Origin of the sequence: Pacificispira spongiicola (assembly GCF_012926505.1) — a bacterium.
In the GTDB taxonomy this organism is placed as follows: Bacteria; Pseudomonadota; Alphaproteobacteria; order UBA8366; family Aestuariispiraceae; genus Pacificispira; species Pacificispira spongiicola.
This window is the reverse complement of record NZ_JABBNT010000001.1, coordinates 271,209-293,411: the sequence shown is the minus strand read 5'-3', so window position 1 is coordinate 293,411 and position 22,203 is coordinate 271,209. Positions and strand designations below refer to the sequence as shown.

Below are 22,203 nucleotides of genomic sequence, written 5' to 3'. Positions count from 1 at the left end.
ACCGAACCCGCTATTGCACCGCCTCGGCACGCAACCGCGCCGACCCGAATGCGGAGGGATGGCAGAGCGGTAATGCAGCGGATTGCTAATCCGTCACGGGGTTAAACTCGTGCGGGGGTTCGAGTCCCCCTCCCTCCGCCACTTCACCACCTAAGTGGTTGGAGTACCTAGACCCCGATATCCCAAAAATATGGCCCTCCATGGCAGTGCTACAGAAAACTGCTACAGAAGGGGGCCGTCCGCATGCGCCACCGCGCCATCCCGCATCTTCACTGTCGAGGCTCCGTCTATTGGTTCCGCATGGCCATACAGGAAACGAAACGCCGTAGAACTCAAGCAAAGACGATCTCGAGCCGCCAAGTCGGCTGGGACAGTTTCGAATTGTTCGTCGCAAGGGGGCAGCGCAGGCTTTTGTAACCCGGGCGTTTCTCGACGAAGATGCAGAGGCACGGTTGACTGATGGCGCGCGTAAACTCCGGCCCAGCGTTTGGAACTCCGGAGAACAGCCTTGGGTCATCGACGTCTTTGTACCGTTTGGAGGGGCTGATGATATTCTGCAAACTCTGCGAAAGGCTGTGTTCCTTGGCAAGAAGGTAAAAATGTTACAACGGTCCCCGGACGGCGATGGGGTGGCTGTTGTTGAGTGGTAGGGCGTCAGCCATGGAATTTTCTGGTATGGGTGCGATGACAAAGAAAAATGATGATCCAGTTGGATTCCGAAATATAAATGCGTTTTTGTTGATGTGGGTTCCCACACTATTTGTTCCTATTTTACTTATTTTTACTTTTTATATGTTCCGGCTGTATAATATACCTCTAACTATATCTGGATGGATGTTTAAAGAAATTAACATTGATTTCAATTTTTTTCTTAAAATAGTTTTGTTTATGATTTTTTCTAGGGTTTTTGTTGCTTATTCATTTAGGTCAGTCAAAGTTTTTCGTGAGTTTTTTTGGTGCAAGGGGTTCCTGGATTATAATAGTGGTGAGGTAATTATAAAAAATGACATTAGTTCAGGGTGTAGAAAAATATATGTTGGTGGGCATTATGCACAGTTTTTTACCCTTTTTGGAAAGGGGAACGTTGTTTTTATTGAAGATGATGGGGGGGCGCCCAAAAACAGAGTAACATTGATAATTCGGATCCTTTTATTGGTGCTGACGCACTGTGTTGGCGATCAGGTATTTGGTTTCTTTGGGCTGGTTCCTGAAGAAGTGGAACGCGTAGATGAATGGACCCTCAAAACGGGCGTTTTAACGTTATATAACAAGTTATGAGCGTGTTGTTTGCTTGTTAGGGATCCCAAAAATCGGCAGTTATCGAGCGCAGTGAAAGAGGAAATAGATGCTGATCTGGACACTCAGAATCCCGACAACGTGCATTGTGGTAAAGGAGGTGCCGGATAAAGAATGTCTGTTCATCCGAAGAGATCATTCGATAAACGATAAAACCCCAATAACAAAATTAACCTCGACCATCTAAGTTTCAATATCCAAGAAGTGAGCGGCATTTCCGTATACCCATTTTCGTTCGACATCCGCATCCAGGCCCAGCGATTTGATTTCCGCGATACAGCGGTCGACCGGCATCATCGGATAGGAAGAGCCGAAAATCATTCGGTCGGCGAGGATCCCTTTTCCATATGTCAGCAGTGGTTCGTATCCGGAACCGGTCACGGCGAGCAGTTTCTGGCGCACTGCCAGAACACCGATCCACAAGTTCGGATGCCGCCACGCCACGGCCAGCAATTCATGCACCCAGGGCCAACCCGGCGGCGAGGCGCAGACACGCAATTCCGGTAATGCGGTCAGTACCGAGTCCAGTAGTAGCGGCTGGCCAAAGCGCATCTCGCTTTGCAGTGAAAAATTCGTGCCGCAATGGATGTTGACCGGAATATCCAGCTCGACACATTTCTCGTACAGCCGGAAAAGCTTGGGATCGTCGATCGGCAGGCGATGTTCGAAACACTGGACGTTCAGCCCGCGCAGGCCGAGTTCCTTGACCGCATGATCCAATTCGTCGAGCGCGGCCCGGCCTTTGTGCGGATCGACTCCGGCAAAACCGATGAACCGACCCGGATAGCGGCGGCACAGGTCGGCCACGGCCTCGTTCGGAATTTTAAAACCGAACGTGGTCTCCAGGTCCCGCGCCTTCAACACGATATGATGGGCGCCCATTGCGTCATACATGGCGAGGTAATCGGCAAAGGCGTCGTCGCCGATGTCCCGGTCGACCTGACTTTCGCTATTGCGATAGACGCGTCGGTAGTTCTGGAGATGTCCAGCCCGCGGATTGAAGGCGGGCAGCGGCGGACGGCTCGAAAAATCGATGATCATACGGGCCGCCTATACCCTGTTCCGTAACACGAGGCCGTCCTCGACCCGCCAGGACACCCGAACCTGTGCACCCAAGGCCAAGCGTTCCAAGCCGCGGCGGTTGATTTCCGTCGCTTCGAACATGCGCCCGTTCGGTAGGCGAATGAAATGCTTCACGACGGCACCGAAGACCATCGTGTCGGTCAACTCTCCGGTCAATCCTGGCATGTCGGACGCCGTATCCGCCTTCTGCACGATCGCGCTTTCCGGGCGGATCAGGATTTGAACGCCGTCGCCGACGGACAGTCCTTCTTCCGACAATGCGGCGATTGTGCCGCCGTCTTGCAACGCGACCTGAACGGATCCGTTCAAGGCGCTGACACGGCCCGGGATCAAATTGGAATCACCGATGAAGTCGGCGGTGTACGGATTGGCCGGCCGAAAATACAGCTCTTCCGCTGTGCCGATCTGTTCAATCTGCCCGTCGCGCATGACGACGATCTGATCCGACATGGTCAGGGCTTCTTCCTGGTCATGAGTGACATACACCATGGTGATGCCGAGCTCGCGGTGCAAACGACTGATTTCGAGCTGCATTTCCTTGCGCAGCTTCTTGTCCAAAGCCCCCAACGGTTCGTCCATCAGGATAAGCGACGGGCGGTAGACAATGCACCGGGCCAGGGAGACACGCTGTTGCTGACCGCCGGATAGTTCCTTCGGTCGGCGGTCGCCGACGCCCGGCAGATGCACAAGCTCCAACACTTCCTCGACGCGGCGCTTGATTTCGGCGCTGGGTACTTTCCGGATTTTCAATGGAAAGGCGATATTGTCGAAGATCGACATATGCGGCATCAGGGCATAGTGCTGAAACACCATGCCCAGACCGCGTTTGCTGGCATGAAGGTCGGTCGCGTCCTGACCGTCGATGAACACCCGGCCCGCGGTCGGTTTGAAACTGCCGGATATCAGGTTCAGCAAGGTCGTCTTGCCGGACCCGCTCGGCCCAAGCAGACTGAAGAACTGGCCCTTCGGAACGGATAGGTCCACGGCCTTCAAGGCTTCCACCGTGCCGAAACTCTTGCTCACGCCTTTCAGCGTGACCATCGCATCCGCAGCGTCGGGGGCGGTCAAAGTCATTTCAGGTCTCCCAGGATTACTTTTGCGGCGTTGTGACCCGGCACACCGGTCACGCCGCCGCCCGGATGTACAGAAGCGCTGGCCAGGTAAAGGTTCTTGAAGGGGGTTCGGTAATCCGCGTAACCCGGTGCCGGGCGGCGGAAGAAAATCTGATCGACGGTAATGTCGCCGTGATGCACATGGCCGCCGGGTAGGGACAGGATGCGCTCGAAGTCCGGCGGGGCGAGTATCTGGCGATGCACGACGCGTTGGCGCATTCCCGGCGCATAGGTCTCGAGCGTGTCCATCACCCGATCGTAAAGGACCTCCCGGCCGGTCTCCCAATCCATGTCCTTCAGGTCATAGGCGACATGGCCGCCGAAAATGCTCAACAGATGCATGCCGGGCGGTGCGACGGTGCTGTCCAGGACACTGGGGGCCATGACGGTCATCAAGGGGTTACGCGCGATCCCGCCATATTTCGAATCGTCGAAGGCGCGTTCCAGATAGTCGATGCTCGACCCGATGCGCACCTGAACGGGATAGTCGAAACCGGCGGTTTTTGGATCGAAAGCCGTGTAACGCGGCAGTTCGGAAACCGCCAGATTGACCTTGAATACGGAAGAGGTGGTGCGGAAGCTTTGGATCGCAGCCGCGAAGTCGATAGGCAGGGCATCCTTCCCGATCAGTTTCAGGAAGGTTGTTTTGGCATCGGCGTTCGCGATGACGGCACTGGCCATGATCCGCTCGCCCGATGCCAATTCGACCCCGGTCGCCTGTTCGTTCTCCAGGATGATCCTGTGCACCTCGGCATCGGTGCGGATCTCCAGTCCATAAGCGCGACCTGATGCGGCGATCGCATCGGATATCCCGCCCATACCGCCGCGGACGAAACCCGCGCCGCCCGCCGCCGTGCCGTGGTCCCGCACATAGGGGCGCAGCAAGGCGTATGCTGTCGTCGGCGTCTTCGGCGATCCGTTGCCGCCGCCGCCGCCGGCATAGTAGGACAGCATTGCCTTGACCGTATCGTTTTCGAACCAACGCCCCAGGAAGTCATAGGCGCTTTGCGTCAGGACATCGTAGAAATCGTAGAATTTCGGCCCGATATCCCAGTATCGAACGGCTAGTTTCAGCAGGGCCAGCAGATCTTTGGGGCGTCGGGACCCGACATTCGGCGGAGTTTCCCAGATCAGTCGCTGCAGGTAGGGGGCCAAGCCTTCCATGTGCTTGCGATAATCGAGATAGACGCTGCCGTCCGCCGGGGAAATGCGGGCGATCTCATCGCGCATCTTTTCTTGGTCCGGCCAGAACGTGACGGACCGACCGTCGGGCAACGGCATGAAAAGCGGCGGGGCCGGAAGCACTTCCAACCCGTATTTCTTCAATTCCAGGTCCAGGATCACCTTCGGCTGCAACAGGGCCATGACGAAGGAGGCGATGGAAACCTTGTAGCCGGGCCAAACCTCTTCCGACACTGCGGCGCCGCCGATCATGGTGCGGCGTTCGAGGACCAATACCCGTTTACCGGCGCGGGCCATATAGGCGCCGCATACGAGGGCGTTATGGCCCCCACCGACGATTACTGCGTCATATCCACTGTGAGACATCGACGGTTCTCTTTCCTATCAACCGAGCCATCTGCCTTCCACGCGGTCGAAGGACCCCGTGCGAAGATCTGATTTTTCGTCTTTCAACGTTTGTTTGGCGATTTTCAGGGAGGCGGTCTTGGGGAGCGATTCCCGGAATTCGTAATAGCGCGGCACTTTGAACGGTGCCAGCCGCTCGCGGCAATGATCGATCAGCGCGGTCAGAGTATCCACCGGTCGTCGGTCGGACCGCAGGGCTTCTCGCAGGACGATACAGGCCTTCACTTCCTCGCCGCGGATATCGTCCGGCACGGGGATGGCCGCGACCTCAACGACATCCTGATGGGCCATCAGGACGGCTTCCACTTCCTTCGCCGCGATGTTTTCCGCCGCGCGCCGGATCATGTCCTTGTTGCGCCCGACAATATAGAAGAATCCACGTGCGTCGGTGCGCGCCAGATCGCCGGTATGGAACCATCCACCGTCCAGCGCCGCCGCCGTCGCTTCTGGCCGTTTATAATAACCGAGCAACATACCCGGCCCCTTGATCTGCAACTCGCCGATCTCGCCGACGGGTAGGGGGCGCCCGTCTTCGCCGACGACGCGGCATTCCCGGAACGGACCGGGCATGCCGCAGGACCCGGACCCGACCATGTCGGAGGCTTCCGCCGGGACGAACATGGTCGGCCCAACCTCTGTCATGCCGAAGGCTTCCCGCGCGGTGACGTGAAACCGTTCTTCGAAGGGGTGGTGCAGGGCGGGCGGCATCACATAGACATTGGCGCGCACGACTTCGTTCACGCCGTCGTCCGGTAGTTCCGGCTGCTTCATCATGACGACCGGCATAAGGCAGAAATTGATGTGGTAGTCGCGCAACCAGCCGAGGAAACGGCTCGTGCTCTGCCGCCGCGCGACGAACAGGGTGCCTCGGTGATAGAGCGTCATCAGCAGAATCCATTGCGGATCCATATAAAAGAACGGCGTCGAGGCCAGAAGATTGCGATAGGACAACCCGTCCCGGAATGCATTTACCAGTCCGGCCTGAATCCAATAGCGTTGCGTCAGCATGCAGCCTTTCGGAAACCCCGTCGTGCCGGACGTATATTGGATGTTCAAAAGATCGTCGTGCCCGACAGGTTCCACAGCGTGAAACGGCCCGTCGGATGCATCGTCCAACATCCGTTGCCAGGATTCCACCCCTTGCTCATCGTCCCCGACCAGGATCAACCGGTCCTCTGGCAATGCGATGAGGTTTTCAGACCGGGCTTCGCGATACACGGCCAATTGCTCGGTTCCGATGATCAGGTATTCGGCGTCGCTGTCGTTCAATACGTAAGCCAGTTCGCGTGGCCGATATGCCGCGTTCACCGGCACCGTCACGGCCCCGATATAACCGATCGCCAGCCAACTCAGCGGCCATGCGGGGATATTCGGCAACATGACCGCGACATGCGTTCCCTTGTGGATGCCGTGCGCGCGGAAGGCATGCGCCAGCCGCGCCACCGTGTCCCGCATTGCACGGTAGGTTAGGCTCTCATCCTCGTCGAAAAAGGTCCAGACGGTCCGGTCACCGGCGTCTTCGACCGCCGAGTCCACAAGGGCCTGAATATTGGCGGGAAGCGGCATGGCCTCGACAAGGCGGCGGCGTGTGGCGGCGTCAGGGATCGCCTCTTGGCGGGCGACGGATTCCGTCATTGGGAACTCCCATTATCTTGCTTTTGCAGGAACATGATGGCGACGCAGAACACCAGGGACAGGGCGGTCAGCAATGTCGAAACCGCGGCGATGACCGGGGAAATTTCCCAACGGATGGCGCTGAACATTTTGACCGGCAATGTCATGGTGTCGGCGCCGCTGATGAAGTAGGCGACGATCACCTCGTCGAAGGAGATGAGGAAGGCGAACAGGGCGCCAACGGCGATGGACGCCTTGATCTGCGGAAACACGACACCGAAAAAGATCGTTATATGCCCCGCGCCCATAATAGTCGCCGCGCGTTCCAGGGCCGGATCGATATGGCGCAGCCCGGAACTGATGGAAACCATGACGAACGGTGTCACCAAAACCGTATGTGCCAGGACCAGGGACAGGGTCGATCCCACGATACCGAGGGACGCGAAATGCAGGTACAGCCCCAGTCCCAATACGATAAGCGGAATGAGGATCGGGCTCAGCAGGACGATGGACAGGACCTGCTTGCCCGGAAAGGTACCGCGCACCAGGGCATAGGAAGCGGGTGCCGCCAGAACGACCGCAAGGATCGTCGTCAGTGTCGCGACCTGAAGGCTTTGCACGGCGGTTCCCCACCAGGCCGGATCGGTGAAGAAATCGGCATAGAGGTCCCAGGAAAAGGCCCGTGGAGGAAAGGTGAGTTCCCCCCGTCCACCGAACGAAATCGGGATGACGATCACGCTCGGCAGGATCAGGAAAAGATAACCGACGACGGCGACGGCACCGCCGGAAAGACGGTACAGCCGAATCAGGCCGCCGGGGGACAGTTTGTCGCTCATTGCATCAGCTCCCGTCGGACTAAAGGGCGGCGCCGCGACCGCGGCTCCGTTGCAGGAAGGCGGCCAGGATGACCGAAATCACCAGCAGCGAGACAGCGATGGCCGACGCCAATTGCCAGTCCAGTGTCTTCCGGGTGTAAAAGTCGATCAGGTTGGCCATCATCACGTCCTTGCGTCCGCCGAGCAGCGCCGGGGTGATATACATGCCCAGCGAGAGGACGACGTTCATCAAGACACCCGCCATGACGCCGGTCAGGCTCAACGGCAAGGTGATGGTCAGGAAAATCCGAGTCGGGCCGGCCCCCATGATTTCTGCGGCTTTCCGCAATGCGGGGTCTTGGGACATCAGGCTCGTCAAGATCGGCAGGATCATGAAGGGCAGCAGATAGTTCACCATCCCGACGAACACGCCGACGCGATTGAACATCATCGGGATGAAGAAATCGGGACCGAAGAAAAGGCCCAGAAAGTCATTGATAAGGCCGTTCTCGCCCAGAATGATCGCCAGCGCGAAGCTCTTCACCAGGATGCTGGTCCAGAACGGCAGCATGACCATGATCATGTACAGCGCGCGCCGCTTCGGCGTTTGCCGCGCCAAGTGCATGGCGATGGGATAGCCGAGCGCCAAGCTGATCAGGGTCGCGCCGATGGCGATCTCGAACGTGTTCTGCAATACGATCGCGATCAGGCGGCTGTTGAACAACGCCTCATAACCACGCAGCGTCCATTCCCCGTCATTGACGCTGTTGAAGACGATCAATCCAAGGGGATAGAGAAAAAAGACAGCTACGATCGCGGTCAGCGGCAGCAGCAGTAGGAATGTCGATTTGTGTGTCAGCATCTGGCTGTTCGCAAGGCCGCAGGGCAGGGGTAAACCGCAGAGTGCGGGTAAGACAATGTCGCGAAAAATGGCCCGGTCTAGTCCGCGCAAAGACGGAGTTCGACCGGGCCAGTGAGGCGAATCAGAGCAGAAGCCATTCCGTGAAACGGTTCTGCAGATCCGTGTAGTTGTCCGCCCACCACGCATCGTCGAGGATCGCGTTGTTCGGATTCGTCATGTCCGGCATGTATTCCCGCGCTTCCGGGCTGGCCGCTTCCAGGCCCGCCATGGAGTTCGGCGTGAAGTACAGTTTTTCGGCAAATGCCGCCTGACGATCCGGGCGCAGGCAGAAGGCGATATACCGCATGGCAGCCTCACGGTTTTTCGTGCCTTTGGCGACGGCCAGATATTCCAATGAGTTCAGCGTCTGCATCATCGAGATATTCAACGTGCTGCCGTCGAGCTGGGCCGGACGGATACGGCTGATATAGCTGTAGGAGAAATCGATTTCGCCGTTGGCAACCAGCGTTACCGTCTGCGGTGTCGCTTCGATCCACGTTTTCACGGCGGGTTTGATTTCGTCCATTTTGGCGAAGGCGCGCTCGACGTCGAGAGGATAGAGGTCATGCGGCGCAACGCCGTCGGCGATCAACGCCATTTCAAGGTTTTCGCTGACCCGGGGACGCAAGCCGCGGCTGCCCGGGAAGGCGTCCACGTCCCAAAGGCCCTTGAAGTCGACCGGATGTTTGCCGTCCGGGAAACGATTAGTATCCCATGCGATGCCGCCGCCGAAAAGATAAGTGCCGACATTGTCGTCGCCGCCGGGTGCGGCCAGATCGCTTCGATCGACGATGCTTTCGTCGACCTTTTCCCAAAGGCCCTGCTTCGAGCCGGACATGATCTGCGGGCCGACGCTATCGAAAACATCCCATTCGACGTTACCGCTGTCGATCTGGGCCTTCATCTTGGCCAGGTCCGCATTGTCGATCAACGTGACCGGGATGCCGGTTTCTTCCGTGAAGGGTTTGGCGAAAATCGTGTCGATGCCGTCGCGGTATTTGCCGCCCCAGCACGTCACGGTCAGGCCGGAATCCGCCCGCGCGCCGCGCCAAATCGCGGGGGTGGCCAACGTAACCCCGATACCGGCACCCGCCATCAGAACGCTACGGCGCGAAACAGTTCCGGTGGTACCGGAAAACTTTCCTTTTACTGTATCCGACATGGTCTTTCTCCCTGTTATTGTAATATGACGCGATCGGATCAATGGGCGATCCAGATCGATTTCCAATCGGTGTACTTGTCCATCGCATGCAGCGACTTATCGCGGCCGAAGCCGGATTGCTTGAAGCCCCCGAAGGGCGCCGACATCGACCCGCGGTCGAAGCAGTTGACCCAGACGACACCGGCGCGGATCGCCCGGGCGGCGCGATGCGCCTTGCGGATATCGCGGGTCCAGATCGCAGCGCTCAGCCCGTAAATCGTGTCGTTGGCGACAGTGACCGCCTCATCGAAATCCGCCACGGTGATCGCGGACAGAACCGGACCGAAGATTTCTTCCTGGGCGATGCGCATGCCGTTGCCGACATTGTCGAACACCGTCGGTTCGATGAAAAAGCCGCCGCTTTCCGGTCGGGCCGCCTTGCCGCCCGCCACGACGGATGCACCTTCGGATTTCCCGATATCGATGTAGGACATCACGCGTTCGAACTGTTTTTCGCTGACGATCGATCCCAGTTGGGTCGACTCGTCGAGCGGGTCGCCAGCCTTCAGATCCGTGGCGATGGCCACGACGCGCTCCAACAACGCGTCCTTGATGCCGCTTTCAACGACCAGACGCGACCCGGCGTTGCACACCTGTCCGGAATTCGAAAAAATCCCGGCGGCGATGGCGCGTGCCGCGCCGTCCAGATCGTCGCAGTCGTTGAGCACGATCTGCGGCGATTTTCCGCCCAGCTCCAGGCTGACATGCTTCGCATTGGATTGGCCGGAATATTCCAGGAACATCTTTCCGACTTCCGTCGAGCCGGTGAAGGTGACGCAATCGACATCCATGTGAAGGCCCAGGGCTTTGCCCGCTGCCTCTCCCAGGCCTGGGACGACGTTCAGCACGCCCGGCGGCAGCCCGGCTTCCAGGGCCAATTCGGCGATGCGCAAGGCCGTGAAGGGCGACTGTTCCGCCGGTTTCAAAATGACGGAGTTACCGGTGGCCAGCGCCGGGCCCAGCTTCCAGCAGGCCATGGAAAGGGGATAGTTCCAGGGGACGACCGCGGCGACGACGCCAAGCGGTTCGCGGACCACCATTGTCGTGACGTCCGGGCCGGTTTCGGCGACTTCGCCATACACTTTGTCGATCGCGTCGGCATACCAGGCAATGCACCCGGCCGCGCTCGGGATGTCGCCATTGCGGCTGCGCGTGATCGGCTTGCCGACATTCAGGGTTTCCAGACCGGCGAGTTCGTCTCGGTGCTCCAGCATCAGCTCCGAAAAACGAGTCAAGATGCGCTTGCGGTCCGCCGGAGCCATGCGAGACCAAACACCGCTTTCGAACGCCTTTCGCGCCGATGCGACCGCACGATCCACATCGACTTGGCCGCATGCGGCGATGTCCGCAATCTTCGTGCCGGTGCCGGGATAGATCGTTTCGAAGGTCGCATCGGAGGCCGGATCGACGAATTTTCCATCCACAAAAGGTTTGGTCTTGATGGATGACGGGGTGACGTCCTTTAGCCGGGCAATTAGGTCCTGTGCGGTCATTTTACGTTCCATACTGTGGATGTTTCGATTCCATGACCGGATCGTGAAAGGTCGATAAACTTCTGTCCAATACAGTTTTTTCCCTAACAACCTTCCAAAAAGTTATACCCTGGAGTAGGTATATGCGGTGAAAGAGGGGAACGGGGCGGCAGTGAATGATAAACTTCCGATATCTAACGGTTTTTAATGCGGTGATGCGGCACGGCACTGTTTCCGGTGCTGCGCGCATGCTTCACTTGTCACAACCGGCGGTTACTAAAACGTTGCATTTGCTGGAAGAAGATTTGGGGATCACCCTGTTTTCCCGGGTTCGGGGGCGTCTACAGCCGACCCCGGAAGCGGAACTTCTGCGGGTTGAGGTGGAGCGGTTGAACGGGGTTGCGACATCGATCGAAAACCTGGCCTCGCAATTGCGCGAAGGGCATGCGGGTAAAATCACGATCGCGGCGGCATCGACACTGGCCTCGTCATTGGTCGCCCGGGCCGTATCGCGATTTCACAAGTCATGGCCTGGCGTGCAGGTTCATGTGCATGCCTTCGCCAGCCGCGAGGTTATCCGACAGGTGGTCAATGGACTGGCCGATTTTGCAGTACTGGATGTCTACACCGACGAGGCGGAAGTCGAGGCGATATCCCTGCCAGACGGGGAACTTGTCTGCGTCCTTCAAGAGGATCATCCCTTGGCGGGTTACGAATCGATCCATGTGCGGCAGTTGGCGGGGGCGCGGCTTATCGCATTCGGGGACGATACACGATCCGGCTTGTCGGTCCGGGAGGCGTTTCGGCAGTTCGACATCCCCTTCGCGCCGTCCATGATCGTCAATCAAACGGTCGTGGCTTGCGCCTTTGCTTCCCTTGGCCTTGGAGTGGCGCTGGTCGATTCGTTCTTCCTATCGGCCAATCTGCACACGAATTTGGTCGCGCGTCGGCTGGAACCCAGGATCGTTTTTCAGCCTCGAATTCTGATTCGTCGGGATCGCCCGCCCTCGCATGCCTGCGAGGCCTTAATGGCGGAGCTTCAGGCCGAGTCCTAAATCCCGAAACGGTCGCGTATCCGGCCGGACTGGATCGCGAACCATGCGCCCAGCGGCCAGAATCTTTGGAAAGGGAACGGTTGGACCGGTGTGGTCGGGAACGGCAGGACACCCGCATCGTCAGTCCGCAGGTAGTCCGCCAACCGTTCGCCGAGTGCGGCGCTCAACGCGACGCCCCGACCGTTGTATCCCAAGCAGGCGGTCAGGCCGGGCGCGAGGTCATGGATATGGGGAAGGTGATCTTTCGTCATGGCGATGCGGCCGTTCCAGCCATGGGTCCATTCGATCCCGGCAAGGTCGGGCCACAGCGTTTGCGCATAGCCGGTGAGGTTGCCGAGAACCGCCGCCGTGTCCAGAGGGCGCATCGGCCCGCGCCCGCCGATCAGGAGGCGATTATGCGCATCGACGCGGTAATAGACGGTGATGAGACCCGCCTCGTACAGCACGGCGCGTGTCGCCATGATCCGTGCCGCCAGGGCGTCGGGGAGAGGGGCGGTTGCGGCGATCGCGCTGAACACCGGGACCACCGAACGTTCCAGACCAGGGAAGAGGGCGCCGGTGTAACCGTTGGTTGCCAGCAGTACCCGTTGTGCCCGAACGGTACCGTGAGGCGTGCGCAGGACCCAGTCTCCGGCGACGCGGTCCAGCGACAGAACCGGCGTTGCGCCATGAATTCGCGCGCCGGCCTGCGCCGCGGCAGAGGCTAGACCCAAGGCGAATTTGTAGGGGTTCAGGTCGCCGCCGCGCGCATCCCACATGGCGGAGCAATAGCGGTCCGTCCCCGTCGCATTCTGCAGTTCGTCCGGCGATAGGATGCGAACCGGCATGCCGCGCCGAATGCACTGTGCCGCCGTGCGTTCCACGGTTTTGGCGTGCTTCGGTAGGGTGGCCGCGCGTATAGTACCGTTCTGGCGCAAATCGCATTCGATGCCGTGCCGCTTTACCAAACCGGCGGTGAAATCCGTGACACCATAGGCGAAGTCCACAAGAGCGGCACCGGCCTCTTGGCCGAACATGGCTTCCAAAATGTCCGGATCGTATTTGAGACCGGGATTGAGTTGTCCCCCGTTTCGGCCCGATGCGCCCCATCCCGGCCCTTCGCTATCCAACAGGATCGGACGCTCCCCGGCCTCCGCCAGGTGCAGAGCCGTCGACAGGCCGGTAAATCCGCCGCCGATGATCGCGATCGAGGCCCGGCAGTGGCCGTCCAGGGCAGGATAGTCGGTGGTCTGTCCGGCATCTTCGGGATATAGATTGCGAGTCGCGGTTTCGGTCGCGGTCATGGCGGTGTCGCTACAGATGTTGTCACTTCGGCTGTTTGGGGGTGATGGTCAGGATCCCTTGTGCGTACAGGTCCTGAAGGACCTTGAACAACCGTGCCTTCAGGCCGTCGGATATCGCACCGAGCGGCAGGACCGACGGGCCGTTTGCCAGACCGATCATTTCCAACGCGGCCCGGGTCGGTCCGGGGTTTTCTTCCGCGAACAGGGCATCCATCAACGGGCATAGCTTCCGCTGCAGGGTAAGGGCGTCCATGAAGCGGCCCGCTTCCGCAAGGGCTTGAATGTCGTTCCAGACCCCAGGGACGATGACTGCGGACGTCAACACGCCCCCCCGCGCGCCCATCGACACTTGTTGGGTGAAAAGCGTGTCGTAGCCACTCAACATTTGGAAGTCGGGGCCGACGCGCTGCATGACATGATCGAAGTGATACAGGTCGGTATTCGATGCTTTCATACCGATGACGGTCCCGTCTGCGGCTAGTGCCCCGATCGTTTCCGGCTGTAATACCATATGGCTGCGCGCCGGGTTGTCGTACAGCACGATCGGGATGTCGACGGTGTCCCGAATCTTACGGAAATAGTCGATCACACCTTGCTGCGACGTCCGGACATAATAGGGAACGATCACCATGATGGCATCGGCCCCGGCGGCCAGGAAGTCCGCCGCCGTGCCGATCGCATCGCCCAGGCCGGGGCACAGAACACCCGCGACGACCGGCGCGTCGCCGGCGGCGTCCTTGCTGGTTTCGACGGTGGCGATCCGGTCTGCTTGCGAAAAGGCGGTGTATTCCCCGGTTCCGCCCAATGGCACAAGACCGCTAGCCCCGCCGTCCAGCATATATCGGACAAGCTTGTGCAAGGCGGGACGGTCGACAGTTCCGGACGGTGTGACCGGTGTGGGGCACGCTGGGACAAGGCCGCGTAAGGCGAGGGGGGTGGACATAATCGACTCCTGGTTTGTCGTCTGGAAGCGAGGGCGGAGAACCCGATCGCGATCGATCCAACCCGGCAAGCTTCCCGATAGAATTTCGATTAACTAATATTCGAGGGTATATAAGTTTCAGTATTCTACAATTATAAAATTTCAGTTTCCTGAAATATGTTGTGGGGCGGAACCTGTTTGGCTAAGTTGTTGGCGGCTGGGCGCATTTGCGAACGTGGCGGCAGCTTTGGGATGACAAGATGGTGCGAAAGAGAGATGGAGCGTATAAGAGCCAATTACGATCAGGTCGATGGGGGCTCAAATATGGAGTTGATCGAAGAACAGGAAACGAATCCACAGCTCGGCGCGCGGATTCGTGAGCTTCGTCAAAGTCGTAAGATGACGCTGGCCGATCTCGGGGCCGCAACCGGACTTTCAATCGGGACGTTGTCGCAGTTGGAGCGGGACTTGGTCTCGCCGACCGTGCGAACCCTCTTCACGCTCAGCAATGCATTGGACGTTTCACCTGCTTGGCTGATCGATCCGGACAGTAAGAACGGGAAAGAAGAACCCTATATCGTCCGGGCGGATCGGCGGCAGCCCTTCCTTCATGTGGATGGGCTTCGCAAGGATCTTGTCTCGCCTTTGGCAAGCAAGCGGCTGAAGGGATTCTATCTGGTGATCGATCCGGGTAGCAATTCGGGGCAGGCGCCCTATGTCCATCCGGGGGAAGAAATCGGGCTGGTTTTGGCCGGCGTGCTGGAGCTGCGTATCGAGGACGACGTTTATGTTTTGCGGGAAGGGGACTGTTTTTCGTTCCCGAGTAGTAAACCGCACAGCTTTGCGAATGTCGGCACGATGCAAGCTACTGTTTTCTGGGTGAATGCCGATATTTGATCGGTTGCATTTTCATTTTTCAGAAAATTCCTTGTAACAATCCTGTGCTCATGACAGTATTCTGAAAGTGCGTGACGGAGCTATCCGGCACATGTTTCAGTTTACGAGAATTTGATTCTCGCTATCCCGGTCAGGATGTTGGGTATGAGTTCGGGAGATTCCTACTTAAGCAAGCGGGCGGGAGGGATGTTGATTGCCCCCCTGTTCGTCCTGTTGCTGGTTTTCTTCGTTTATCCGTTGCTGCTGACGGTCTGGCAGAGCGTTTACGAAAACGGATTTACGACGCGGCCCTATGAAGAACTGCTGACCAGCACACTGTTCGCGAAGGTTCTGCGGACGACGTTCGACATCAGCTTCACCGCCACCATGGTCAGCTTGTTTGTCGGATATCCCGTCGCCTTGCATTTGTCGCGTCAGCCGCCGGGCCGCCGCGTTTTCTATCTGATGCTCGTGATGCTGCCGTTCTGGACCAGTATTCTGGTGAAGAGTTTTGCGCTGACCGTGCTTCTCGGTCATGCCGGGATCGTCAATCAGATACTCGGCTACCTTTCCGGCGACACTCTGCATGTGACGATGGTCTTCAACCGCTTCGGCGCGATCGTCGGCATGATCAACTATCTCCTGCCGTTCATGATCCTGTCGATCCTCGGCAGTCTGTTGGCGCAGGACCCGAACCTTGCGCGCGCCGCGCAGGTCATGGGGGCCGGGGCGTTTCGGATTTTCCGCAAAATCACGCTGCCGCTGAGCATGCCCGGTGTCATCGGGGGCGTGATCATCAATTTCACGCTGTCGATCGGCATGTATATCACGCCGGCGCTACTTGGTGGGCGCAAGGACATGATGGTGGCGAACTTGGTTGATTTCTATACGCGGCAGACGCTCGATTGGCCGCTGGCCGCTGCGATTGCCGTGGTGCTGCTGGTGATCTCCGGCGTTCTGGTCGCGCTGCTCGGTCGCGTTCGTGGCGGCTCCGGTACGATGGGAGCGATGGCATGACGGGTCGGAAACTTTCACGCCGCCTTTCCTTTGGGGCGCTGTTCGTCCCGGTCGTCGCCTGGATGTGCTACCTGTTTCTGCTGTTGCCGAGCACGATCGTCTTCCCGATTTCGTTTGGGAACACCAAGGAAATGGAGTTTCCGCCGAGCGAGTGGTCGCTGGACCTCTATCGGCAGTTCTTCAATGATTCCGCATGGTGGGGCGCGATGACGCAGAGCTTGTTCATCGCCACTGTAACGACCGTGTTTACCGCGGTCCTGAGCGTACCGGCAGTCTACGCTCTGCAGCGCGCACGGCTGCCGATGTCCAGCGCCCTGACCCATTTCACCATGGGGCCGCTATTGGTGCCGGTTATCGTTCTTGCCTTGGGCCTGTATCTTCAATGGGCGCCCTGGGGCGGACTGGACCGCAATCTGACCTTGGTCCTGTCGCACACCATGTTGGCGACCCCGTTCATGATGATTTCCGTTGGCGCGTCGTTACGCCATGTCGATCCGGCGCTGGAAAACGCGGCCCTGATCATGGGGGCGTCGAAGGTTCGGATTTTCTTCCGCGTGGTGCTGCCGCAATTGAAGTCTGGCATCGCGGCGGGAAGCCTGTTCGCCTTCCTGATTTCCCTGGACGAGGTGATCGTCGCCTATTTCGTGACGGGCCCTGAGACGGAAACCCTGCCGGTGAAGATGTATAGCGCCATCCGGTGGGAAGTCTCCCCCGTGATCGCGGCCGTTTCGACGTTGCTGACCGTCGTTTCGATGGCCCTGGCCGTCGCGTTGATGATGTTGGAACGCAAGCAGCGATCGGAATGACCCCGCGTTGCGCTCCCCTAAATTGAGGTAGTGAAGTGACGACTGAACTTGCAGAGAAATCCGTTGCGGCCGACACCGGCTCCATGATGATCGAAGTCCACCGACTGACGAAGCAGTATGGGGATTTTCGGGCGCTCGACACTGTCGATCTGTCAATCCGCAAGGGCGAATTCGTCACGCTCCTCGGCCCCAGCGGTTCCGGTAAGTCCACGCTGTTGAATCTGATTTCCGGCATGACGTCGCCGACATCGGGGCGCGTCGTGATCAATGGCGTCGACGCTACGGACATGCCGACCAACAAGCGCGGCCTGGGCATGGTTTTTCAGAATTATGCGCTGATGCCGCATATGACCGTGTTTGAGAACATCGCCTTCCCGCTGCAGGTGCGCGGCATGAAAAAGGCGGAGATCGAAACCCGCGTGGCGGAGGTCCTGAAGCTCATCCAATTGGAAAACGTTGCGAACCGCCGCCCGCGTGCGCTGTCCGGCGGGCAGCAGCAACGTATCTCGCTGGCCCGGTGCATCGTCTACAATCCGTCGATCATTCTGATGGACGAACCGCTGGGGGCGCTGGACAAGAAGCTGCGTGAGGATATGCAGCTTGAAATCAAGCGGCTGCATGCGGAGCTCGGCGTCACCATGCTTTACGTGACGCATGACCAGGACGAAGCCCTGACCATGTCCGACCGGATCGTGCTGATGCGCAACGGTCGCATCGAACAGCAGGGATCGCCGGAAACGCTGTATTTCAAACCGGACACGGTCTTCAGTGCCGACTTTATCGGCAGTTCGAACCTGTTTCAGGGACGTCTGGAAGGGGAAGGCGATACCGTCACCCTTACCGCCGGCAAGGATCGTCTCGCCGTGGAACTGCGTTCTGAAGCCGCGGTCGGTCCCGGCGACGAGGCGGTCGTCCTAATCCGCCCCGAAAACCTGCACATTGCGGACGGCGCAATCCCTGAAGGGACGAATGTCGTCACCGCAACGCTGTTGGATACGGTCGTGCTGGGCGGGGTTGTCCGCCATTTCCTGCGCACCGAAGACGGCAGGCAGTTGGTTGCACAAGTTTTGAACCGCTCGGATCGCGCCCGCCCCAAACGCGGAGCGCCGGTTCAACTGTACTGGCAGGTTGGTGAAAGCCGCCTCCTCAAGGCCGATCCGACCTTTTCCAAACAATAAGCAGAACAGTCAGGTCTCACGAAAGGAGAGTATCCATGAAGAAGTCCTTCAATTTAACGCGCCGCTCCTTTAACAGCGGGCTCGCCATGGCCGGTATCGGTCTCGCCGCCCCGGCCGTTTTCAGCAAACGCGCCAAGGCCGCCGATAAATCGATCACCATCACCTCCTGGGGCGGGGAATATCACAAGCGCGTGCAGCGCATCTTCATCGACCCCTTTACGGCGGAAACCGGCATCGAGGTTCAGATCGTCGATAACGGCGATATGGCAAAGGTGAAGGCGCAGGTTCTCAGCAATTCCGTGACCTGGGACGTGATTGACGCCCCGGCGGCGTTCGCCACGTCGGGCGCCAAGGAAAACCTGTGGGAAGAACTTGATCCCTCGCTGACCGGGATGAAGGGGCTGCTGACGGAAGGTAACCCGTTCTACATGCCCTATTACCTCTATAGCGGCGGTATCCTGTGGGACACGGAACGCACGCCGGACGGCAAACATCCGGTCGATTTCGCGGGGTTCTACGACGTCGAACAGTTCCCGGGCCGCCGTTGCATGCGGTCCCTCGCACCGGAAACCCTGGAAGCCGCCCTTATCGCGGACGGTGTCGATCCGAAAGACCTGTACCCGCTGGACGTCGACCGCGCCTTCGCCAAAATGGACGAACTGAAGGCGAATGTGTCGAAGTTCGCGGCCTCCACGCCGGAACAGGTGTCCTCGGTCGCTCAGGACGAGGCCGATTTCTCCTACAGCTACTACAACCGCGTGAAGGGTGCCCAGGAAGGCGGCGCGAATCTCGACTTCTCCTTCGAGCAGACGAACAATTCGCTCGACTTCTTCGCCATCCCGAAGGGGTCGAAGAACAAGGAAGCGGCGATGCAGTTCATCGCATTCTGCCTGCGTCCGGAGGTCCAGATGGAATGGTCGTTGAGCGGCTACTATCTGCCGAACAACCTCGAAGCGATCGAGATGGTAAAGGCCAAACCGGAAGGAACCTTCCTGCCGGATCTGAACAACGGCAAGAACGTCGTCATCAATCCGGAATGGTGGGGCGACAACTACACCGACGTGCAGAAGCGCTATTCGGAGTGGATCATCACCTGACGCTTGCCTGAATTAGGCGTTACGTAACGGTTGGGACCGGAAGACATACCTTCCGGTCCCGCTTTCCCAACAAAGGTCCGACGAACGCGACGCGGTCGGACAAAGAAGTGAAGCGATCATGCCCCCGGACGGATTGAACGATATGGATTTTATAGCGTCTCTGACGGCCATCGTCGGTGCGCGCAACGTCGTATCAACACCGGAGGATATGGCGCAATTCATGACCGACGTCCGGCGCACCTATCAGGGGCATGCACGATGCGTCGTATTGCCTGGATCGACGCAGGAAGTGTCGGACGTGGTCAAACTGTGCGACCGCCACCAAATCCCGATCACGCCAATCGGCGGCAATACCGGTTTGGTAGGGGGCGCTATCGGGTTGGAGTCTCCGCTCGGTATCCTTCTCAGCCTCAAGCGTATGAACCGCGTGCGTGAGATATCGCTGGTGGATGACACTATCACGGTGGATGCGGGCTGCGTGTTGCAGGATGTGCAACAGGTGGCCGCGGATGCGGACCGACTGTTCCCGATGAGCCTCAGCGCGGAGGGGAGCTGCCAGATCGGCGGCAATATCGCGACGAATTCGGGCGGTGTTCAGGCAATTCGCTATGGCGTTATGCGCGAACTCGTTCTTGGCTTGGAGGTCGTGTTGCCGACCGGCGAAATTCTAGACGGTTTGCTGAAGTTGCGGAAGGACAATACGGGCTACGACATCCGCGATCTGTTCATCGGGTCCGAAGGCACGCTTGGTATTGTTACCGCCGCGGTGCTGAAACTGTATCCCGCCCCCAAATCGGTGGTGACGGCGATGCTGGCGGTTCAATCGGTGGATGACGCCCTGGCCGTGCTGACGCTGATGCGCGGTGCCTTCGGTGAACGGGTGACGAGTTTCGAATGCACCCATGCCGACTACATGGATGTCGTGCTCGAAAACGTCCACAACACGCGTGCACCGTTTGAAACGCGCGCCGAATGGTACCTGTTGGTTGAAGTGATGGATTCGAATCCCGATGCGGATCTTGCCGACATCATGGAAACGACGTTGGAAAAGGCTTTCGAACAGGAAAAGCTGACCGACGCGGTCATCGCGCAGAACCAAGCGCAGGCCGACGCGTTCTGGCATCTGCGGCACGGCGTTTCGGAGGCTATCCGACATGCCGGACCGAACATGTCCCATGACAGTTCGGTGCCGCTGGACCGGCAAGGCGTCTTTGCGGAACGCGCGCGCCAGGACATTGGCGCCCGGTTCCCGGAATGCAAGGTCCTGTGTGTTGCGCATCTAGGCGACGGCAACATGCATATCGTTGTATTGTTCAAGCCGGGCCGTTTTGAGACCCCCGCCGATTACAAGGCCGCTTCCGCGGAAATCGACGAGATCATCGATGCGATCGTGGTGGATCTTGCGGGCAGCATTACCGCGGAGCACGGGATCGGGCTCAGCTATCGGGGGCGTCTCGCCAAGACCTCGGATCCTGTGGAAATTCGCCTGATGAAAGGGATCAAGTCGGTGTTCGATCCCAAGAACATCATGAATCCGGGCAAACTGTTCCTCGACTGATGGTCCTTTGGGGGCTGGTATGACGGTCGATGCCATGAATTATGCGGAGCTTCGGCAGATGGCGCGCCGCCGTTTGCCGCGCGGGATATTCGACTATATCGATCGGGGGGCGGAGGATGAGACGGCGATCCGCCGCAACCGCGACGCCTTGGACGCGACCCGGATCGTCCCCCGCGTGCTGCGCGGCACACCAACGCGCAACCAGGCTGTAACCCTGTTCGGGCAGACCTATCCAACGCCGTTTATCGTTGCACCGACTGCCTTTGCCGGGCTCGTTTGGTATAAGGGGGAAATCGAACTGGCTCGCGCAGCGGCGGACATGCAAATCCCGTTCTGCGCCGCGACCGAGGCGGTGACCTCCATTGAGGAAATCGCGGCGGCTAGTGCCGGTTCGATATGGTTCCAACTGTATTTGTGGCAGGAAGAAAAGCTGTGGCAGGACCTTGTGACGCGGGCATGGGACTGCGGTGTGCGCACCCTGGTTCTGACGGTGGATACCGCCGTCTTTCCAAAGCGTGAATACAATTACAGAAACGGTTTCGGCGTTCCCTTCTGCTACACGCCGCGCAACGTTTTCGACGTGCTGACCCATCCACGATGGCTGGCAACGGTTCTCGGTCGCTACGTATTGGCCGGCGGGCCACCTGGATTCGCGAACTATCCGCTCGAATACCGGCAGCGTATTACCGGCGGTGGGGCCGCAAGGAATATCCGGCACGAACCGGCGCTGACCTGGTCTCATGTCGCATCGCTGCGACGCTATTGGAAGGGGGCCCTCATCCTCAAGGGTATTCTCGATCGTGAAGACGCGCGCCTTGCGGCGAAGCACGGCGTGGATGGGGTCGTCGTTTCCAATCACGGAGGGCGAAACCTGGACAGCGCCGTCGCACCGATTGAAGTCTTGCCGGACATTGCGGATGCGGTCGGGGATAAACTGACAATACTGGCGGATAGCGGCGTACAGCGTGGGGCTGATGCGATGAAGCTGCTGGCTGCCGGCGCCGACGGCGTTATGGTCGGTCGCGCAGTCCTTTACGGCACCGCGGCAGCTGGACGGTTAGGCGCATGTCGGGCGTTCGAAATCCTGAAGTCGGAGTTGGATACCGCTATGGCTTTGGCTGGGATGGCGACCCTCGCCGATTGAATAGCCCCCTAGATTTCTGGACGCCTTCTTCCCTAAATTTGAGGCAAGGAGACCGGTTTGAGGAAAGCTGACCTAAGTCCTTAAATTTTCTCCAGATTTAAGCGGATTTTGTCTAAGGTGCACTGTGCACAAATTTGTCACGGATGCGAACGAGGAGACGATGCGCGGTTCGTCTCGGTTCGAGAT

At 58.8% G+C, this 22,203-nt stretch carries 20 protein-coding genes and 1 tRNA gene; 11 read left to right on the top strand and 10 right to left on the bottom strand.

What is annotated here, in order from left to right; genetic code table 11:
- The first annotated feature begins 52 nt into the window (after positions 1–52).
- From HH303_RS01430 to HH303_RS01420, 3 genes are all read left to right on the top strand, one after another.
- Positions 53–141: transfer RNA gene (locus HH303_RS01430), tRNA-Ser, on the top strand.
- A gap of 224 nt (positions 142–365) precedes the next feature.
- On the top strand, positions 366–650 hold the full coding sequence (locus tag HH303_RS20340) for a toxin-activating lysine-acyltransferase (protein ID WP_169624133.1): 285 nt from the start codon (positions 366–368) through the stop codon (positions 648–650).
- A 10-nt stretch (positions 651–660) separates the two neighbouring features.
- Positions 661–1,278, top strand: coding sequence for a hypothetical protein (locus tag HH303_RS01420; RefSeq protein WP_169623420.1), 618 nt, complete (start codon positions 661–663; stop codon positions 1,276–1,278).
- A 201-nt stretch (positions 1,279–1,479) separates the two neighbouring features.
- On the opposite strand, the gene HH303_RS01415 is transcribed toward HH303_RS01420, so the two are convergent.
- From HH303_RS01415 to HH303_RS01380, 8 genes are all read right to left on the bottom strand, one after another.
- Positions 1,480–2,337 (bottom strand): amidohydrolase family protein, encoded by an 858-nt coding sequence (locus HH303_RS01415; RefSeq protein ID WP_169623419.1) that lies wholly within the window; start codon positions 2,335–2,337, stop codon positions 1,480–1,482.
- A gap of 9 nt (positions 2,338–2,346) precedes the next feature.
- Complete coding sequence (locus HH303_RS01410) at positions 2,347–3,453, bottom strand: ABC transporter ATP-binding protein (RefSeq protein ID WP_169623418.1); 1,107 nt, start codon at positions 3,451–3,453, stop codon at positions 2,347–2,349.
- Positions 3,450–5,039, bottom strand: a complete 1,590-nt coding sequence (locus HH303_RS01405) for a phytoene desaturase family protein (protein ID WP_169623417.1) — start codon at positions 5,037–5,039, stop codon at positions 3,450–3,452. The genes HH303_RS01410 and HH303_RS01405 overlap by 4 nt, the downstream gene beginning before the upstream one ends.
- Before the next feature lie 18 nt (positions 5,040–5,057).
- Positions 5,058–6,713 carry an AMP-binding protein gene (locus HH303_RS01400; protein WP_169623416.1) on the bottom strand — a complete coding sequence of 552 codons (1,656 nt, stop codon included), beginning with the start codon at positions 6,711–6,713 and terminating at the stop codon, positions 5,058–5,060.
- Complete coding sequence (locus HH303_RS01395; protein ID WP_169623415.1) at positions 6,710–7,528, bottom strand: ABC transporter permease; 819 nt, start codon at positions 7,526–7,528, stop codon at positions 6,710–6,712. The genes HH303_RS01400 and HH303_RS01395 overlap by 4 nt, the downstream gene beginning before the upstream one ends.
- A gap of 19 nt (positions 7,529–7,547) precedes the next feature.
- The gene (locus HH303_RS01390) at positions 7,548–8,369 is read right to left on the bottom strand and encodes an ABC transporter permease (protein WP_169623414.1); all 822 of its coding nucleotides are present in this window, start codon (positions 8,367–8,369) and stop codon (positions 7,548–7,550) included.
- A 121-nt stretch (positions 8,370–8,490) separates the two neighbouring features.
- Positions 8,491–9,570 (bottom strand): ABC transporter substrate-binding protein, encoded by a 1,080-nt coding sequence (locus HH303_RS01385; protein ID WP_169623413.1) that lies wholly within the window; start codon positions 9,568–9,570, stop codon positions 8,491–8,493.
- Between the two features lie 38 nt (positions 9,571–9,608).
- Positions 9,609–11,102, bottom strand: a complete 1,494-nt coding sequence (locus HH303_RS01380; protein ID WP_227421463.1) for an aldehyde dehydrogenase — start codon at positions 11,100–11,102, stop codon at positions 9,609–9,611.
- Positions 11,103–11,257: 155 nt separating this feature from the next.
- Here HH303_RS01380 and HH303_RS01375 point away from each other — a divergent pair, with 155 nt between their 5' ends.
- Positions 11,258–12,136 carry a LysR family transcriptional regulator gene (locus HH303_RS01375; RefSeq protein WP_169623411.1) on the top strand — a complete coding sequence of 293 codons (879 nt, stop codon included), beginning with the start codon at positions 11,258–11,260 and terminating at the stop codon, positions 12,134–12,136.
- On the opposite strand, the gene HH303_RS01370 is transcribed toward HH303_RS01375, so the two are convergent.
- Positions 12,133–13,419, bottom strand: coding sequence for an NAD(P)/FAD-dependent oxidoreductase (locus HH303_RS01370; RefSeq protein WP_169623410.1), 1,287 nt, complete (start codon positions 13,417–13,419; stop codon positions 12,133–12,135). The genes HH303_RS01375 and HH303_RS01370 overlap by 4 nt on opposite strands.
- Before the next feature lie 22 nt (positions 13,420–13,441).
- The gene (locus HH303_RS01365) at positions 13,442–14,362 is read right to left on the bottom strand and encodes a dihydrodipicolinate synthase family protein (RefSeq protein ID WP_169623409.1); all 921 of its coding nucleotides are present in this window, start codon (positions 14,360–14,362) and stop codon (positions 13,442–13,444) included.
- A 303-nt stretch (positions 14,363–14,665) separates the two neighbouring features.
- Here HH303_RS01365 and HH303_RS01360 point away from each other — a divergent pair, with 303 nt between their 5' ends.
- The 7 genes from HH303_RS01360 to HH303_RS01330 all read left to right on the top strand — a co-directional run bounded on the left by HH303_RS01360 (position 14,666) and on the right by HH303_RS01330 (position 22,017).
- A complete protein-coding gene (locus tag HH303_RS01360; RefSeq protein WP_169623408.1) occupies positions 14,666–15,238 on the top strand; it encodes a helix-turn-helix domain-containing protein in 573 nt (190 codons plus the stop codon).
- 186 nt (positions 15,239–15,424) lie between these two features.
- On the top strand, positions 15,425–16,234 hold the full coding sequence (locus tag HH303_RS01355) for an ABC transporter permease (protein ID WP_227421462.1): 810 nt from the start codon (positions 15,425–15,427) through the stop codon (positions 16,232–16,234).
- Positions 16,231–17,040: an ABC transporter permease gene (locus tag HH303_RS01350; protein ID WP_169623406.1), complete on the top strand. Its 810-nt coding sequence runs from the start codon at positions 16,231–16,233 to the stop codon at positions 17,038–17,040. The genes HH303_RS01355 and HH303_RS01350 overlap by 4 nt, the downstream gene beginning before the upstream one ends.
- Positions 17,041–17,075: 35 nt before the next feature.
- The gene (locus HH303_RS01345) at positions 17,076–18,218 is read left to right on the top strand and encodes an ABC transporter ATP-binding protein (protein WP_319637272.1); all 1,143 of its coding nucleotides are present in this window, start codon (positions 17,076–17,078) and stop codon (positions 18,216–18,218) included.
- A 35-nt stretch (positions 18,219–18,253) separates the two neighbouring features.
- Positions 18,254–19,315: a polyamine ABC transporter substrate-binding protein gene (locus HH303_RS01340; RefSeq protein WP_169623405.1), complete on the top strand. Its 1,062-nt coding sequence runs from the start codon at positions 18,254–18,256 to the stop codon at positions 19,313–19,315.
- A gap of 142 nt (positions 19,316–19,457) precedes the next feature.
- Positions 19,458–20,873, top strand: a complete 1,416-nt coding sequence (locus HH303_RS01335) for an FAD-binding oxidoreductase (protein ID WP_169623404.1) — start codon at positions 19,458–19,460, stop codon at positions 20,871–20,873.
- A 19-nt stretch (positions 20,874–20,892) separates the two neighbouring features.
- On the top strand, positions 20,893–22,017 hold the full coding sequence (locus HH303_RS01330) for an alpha-hydroxy acid oxidase (protein ID WP_169623403.1): 1,125 nt from the start codon (positions 20,893–20,895) through the stop codon (positions 22,015–22,017).
- Positions 22,018–22,203 lie beyond the last annotated feature (186 nt).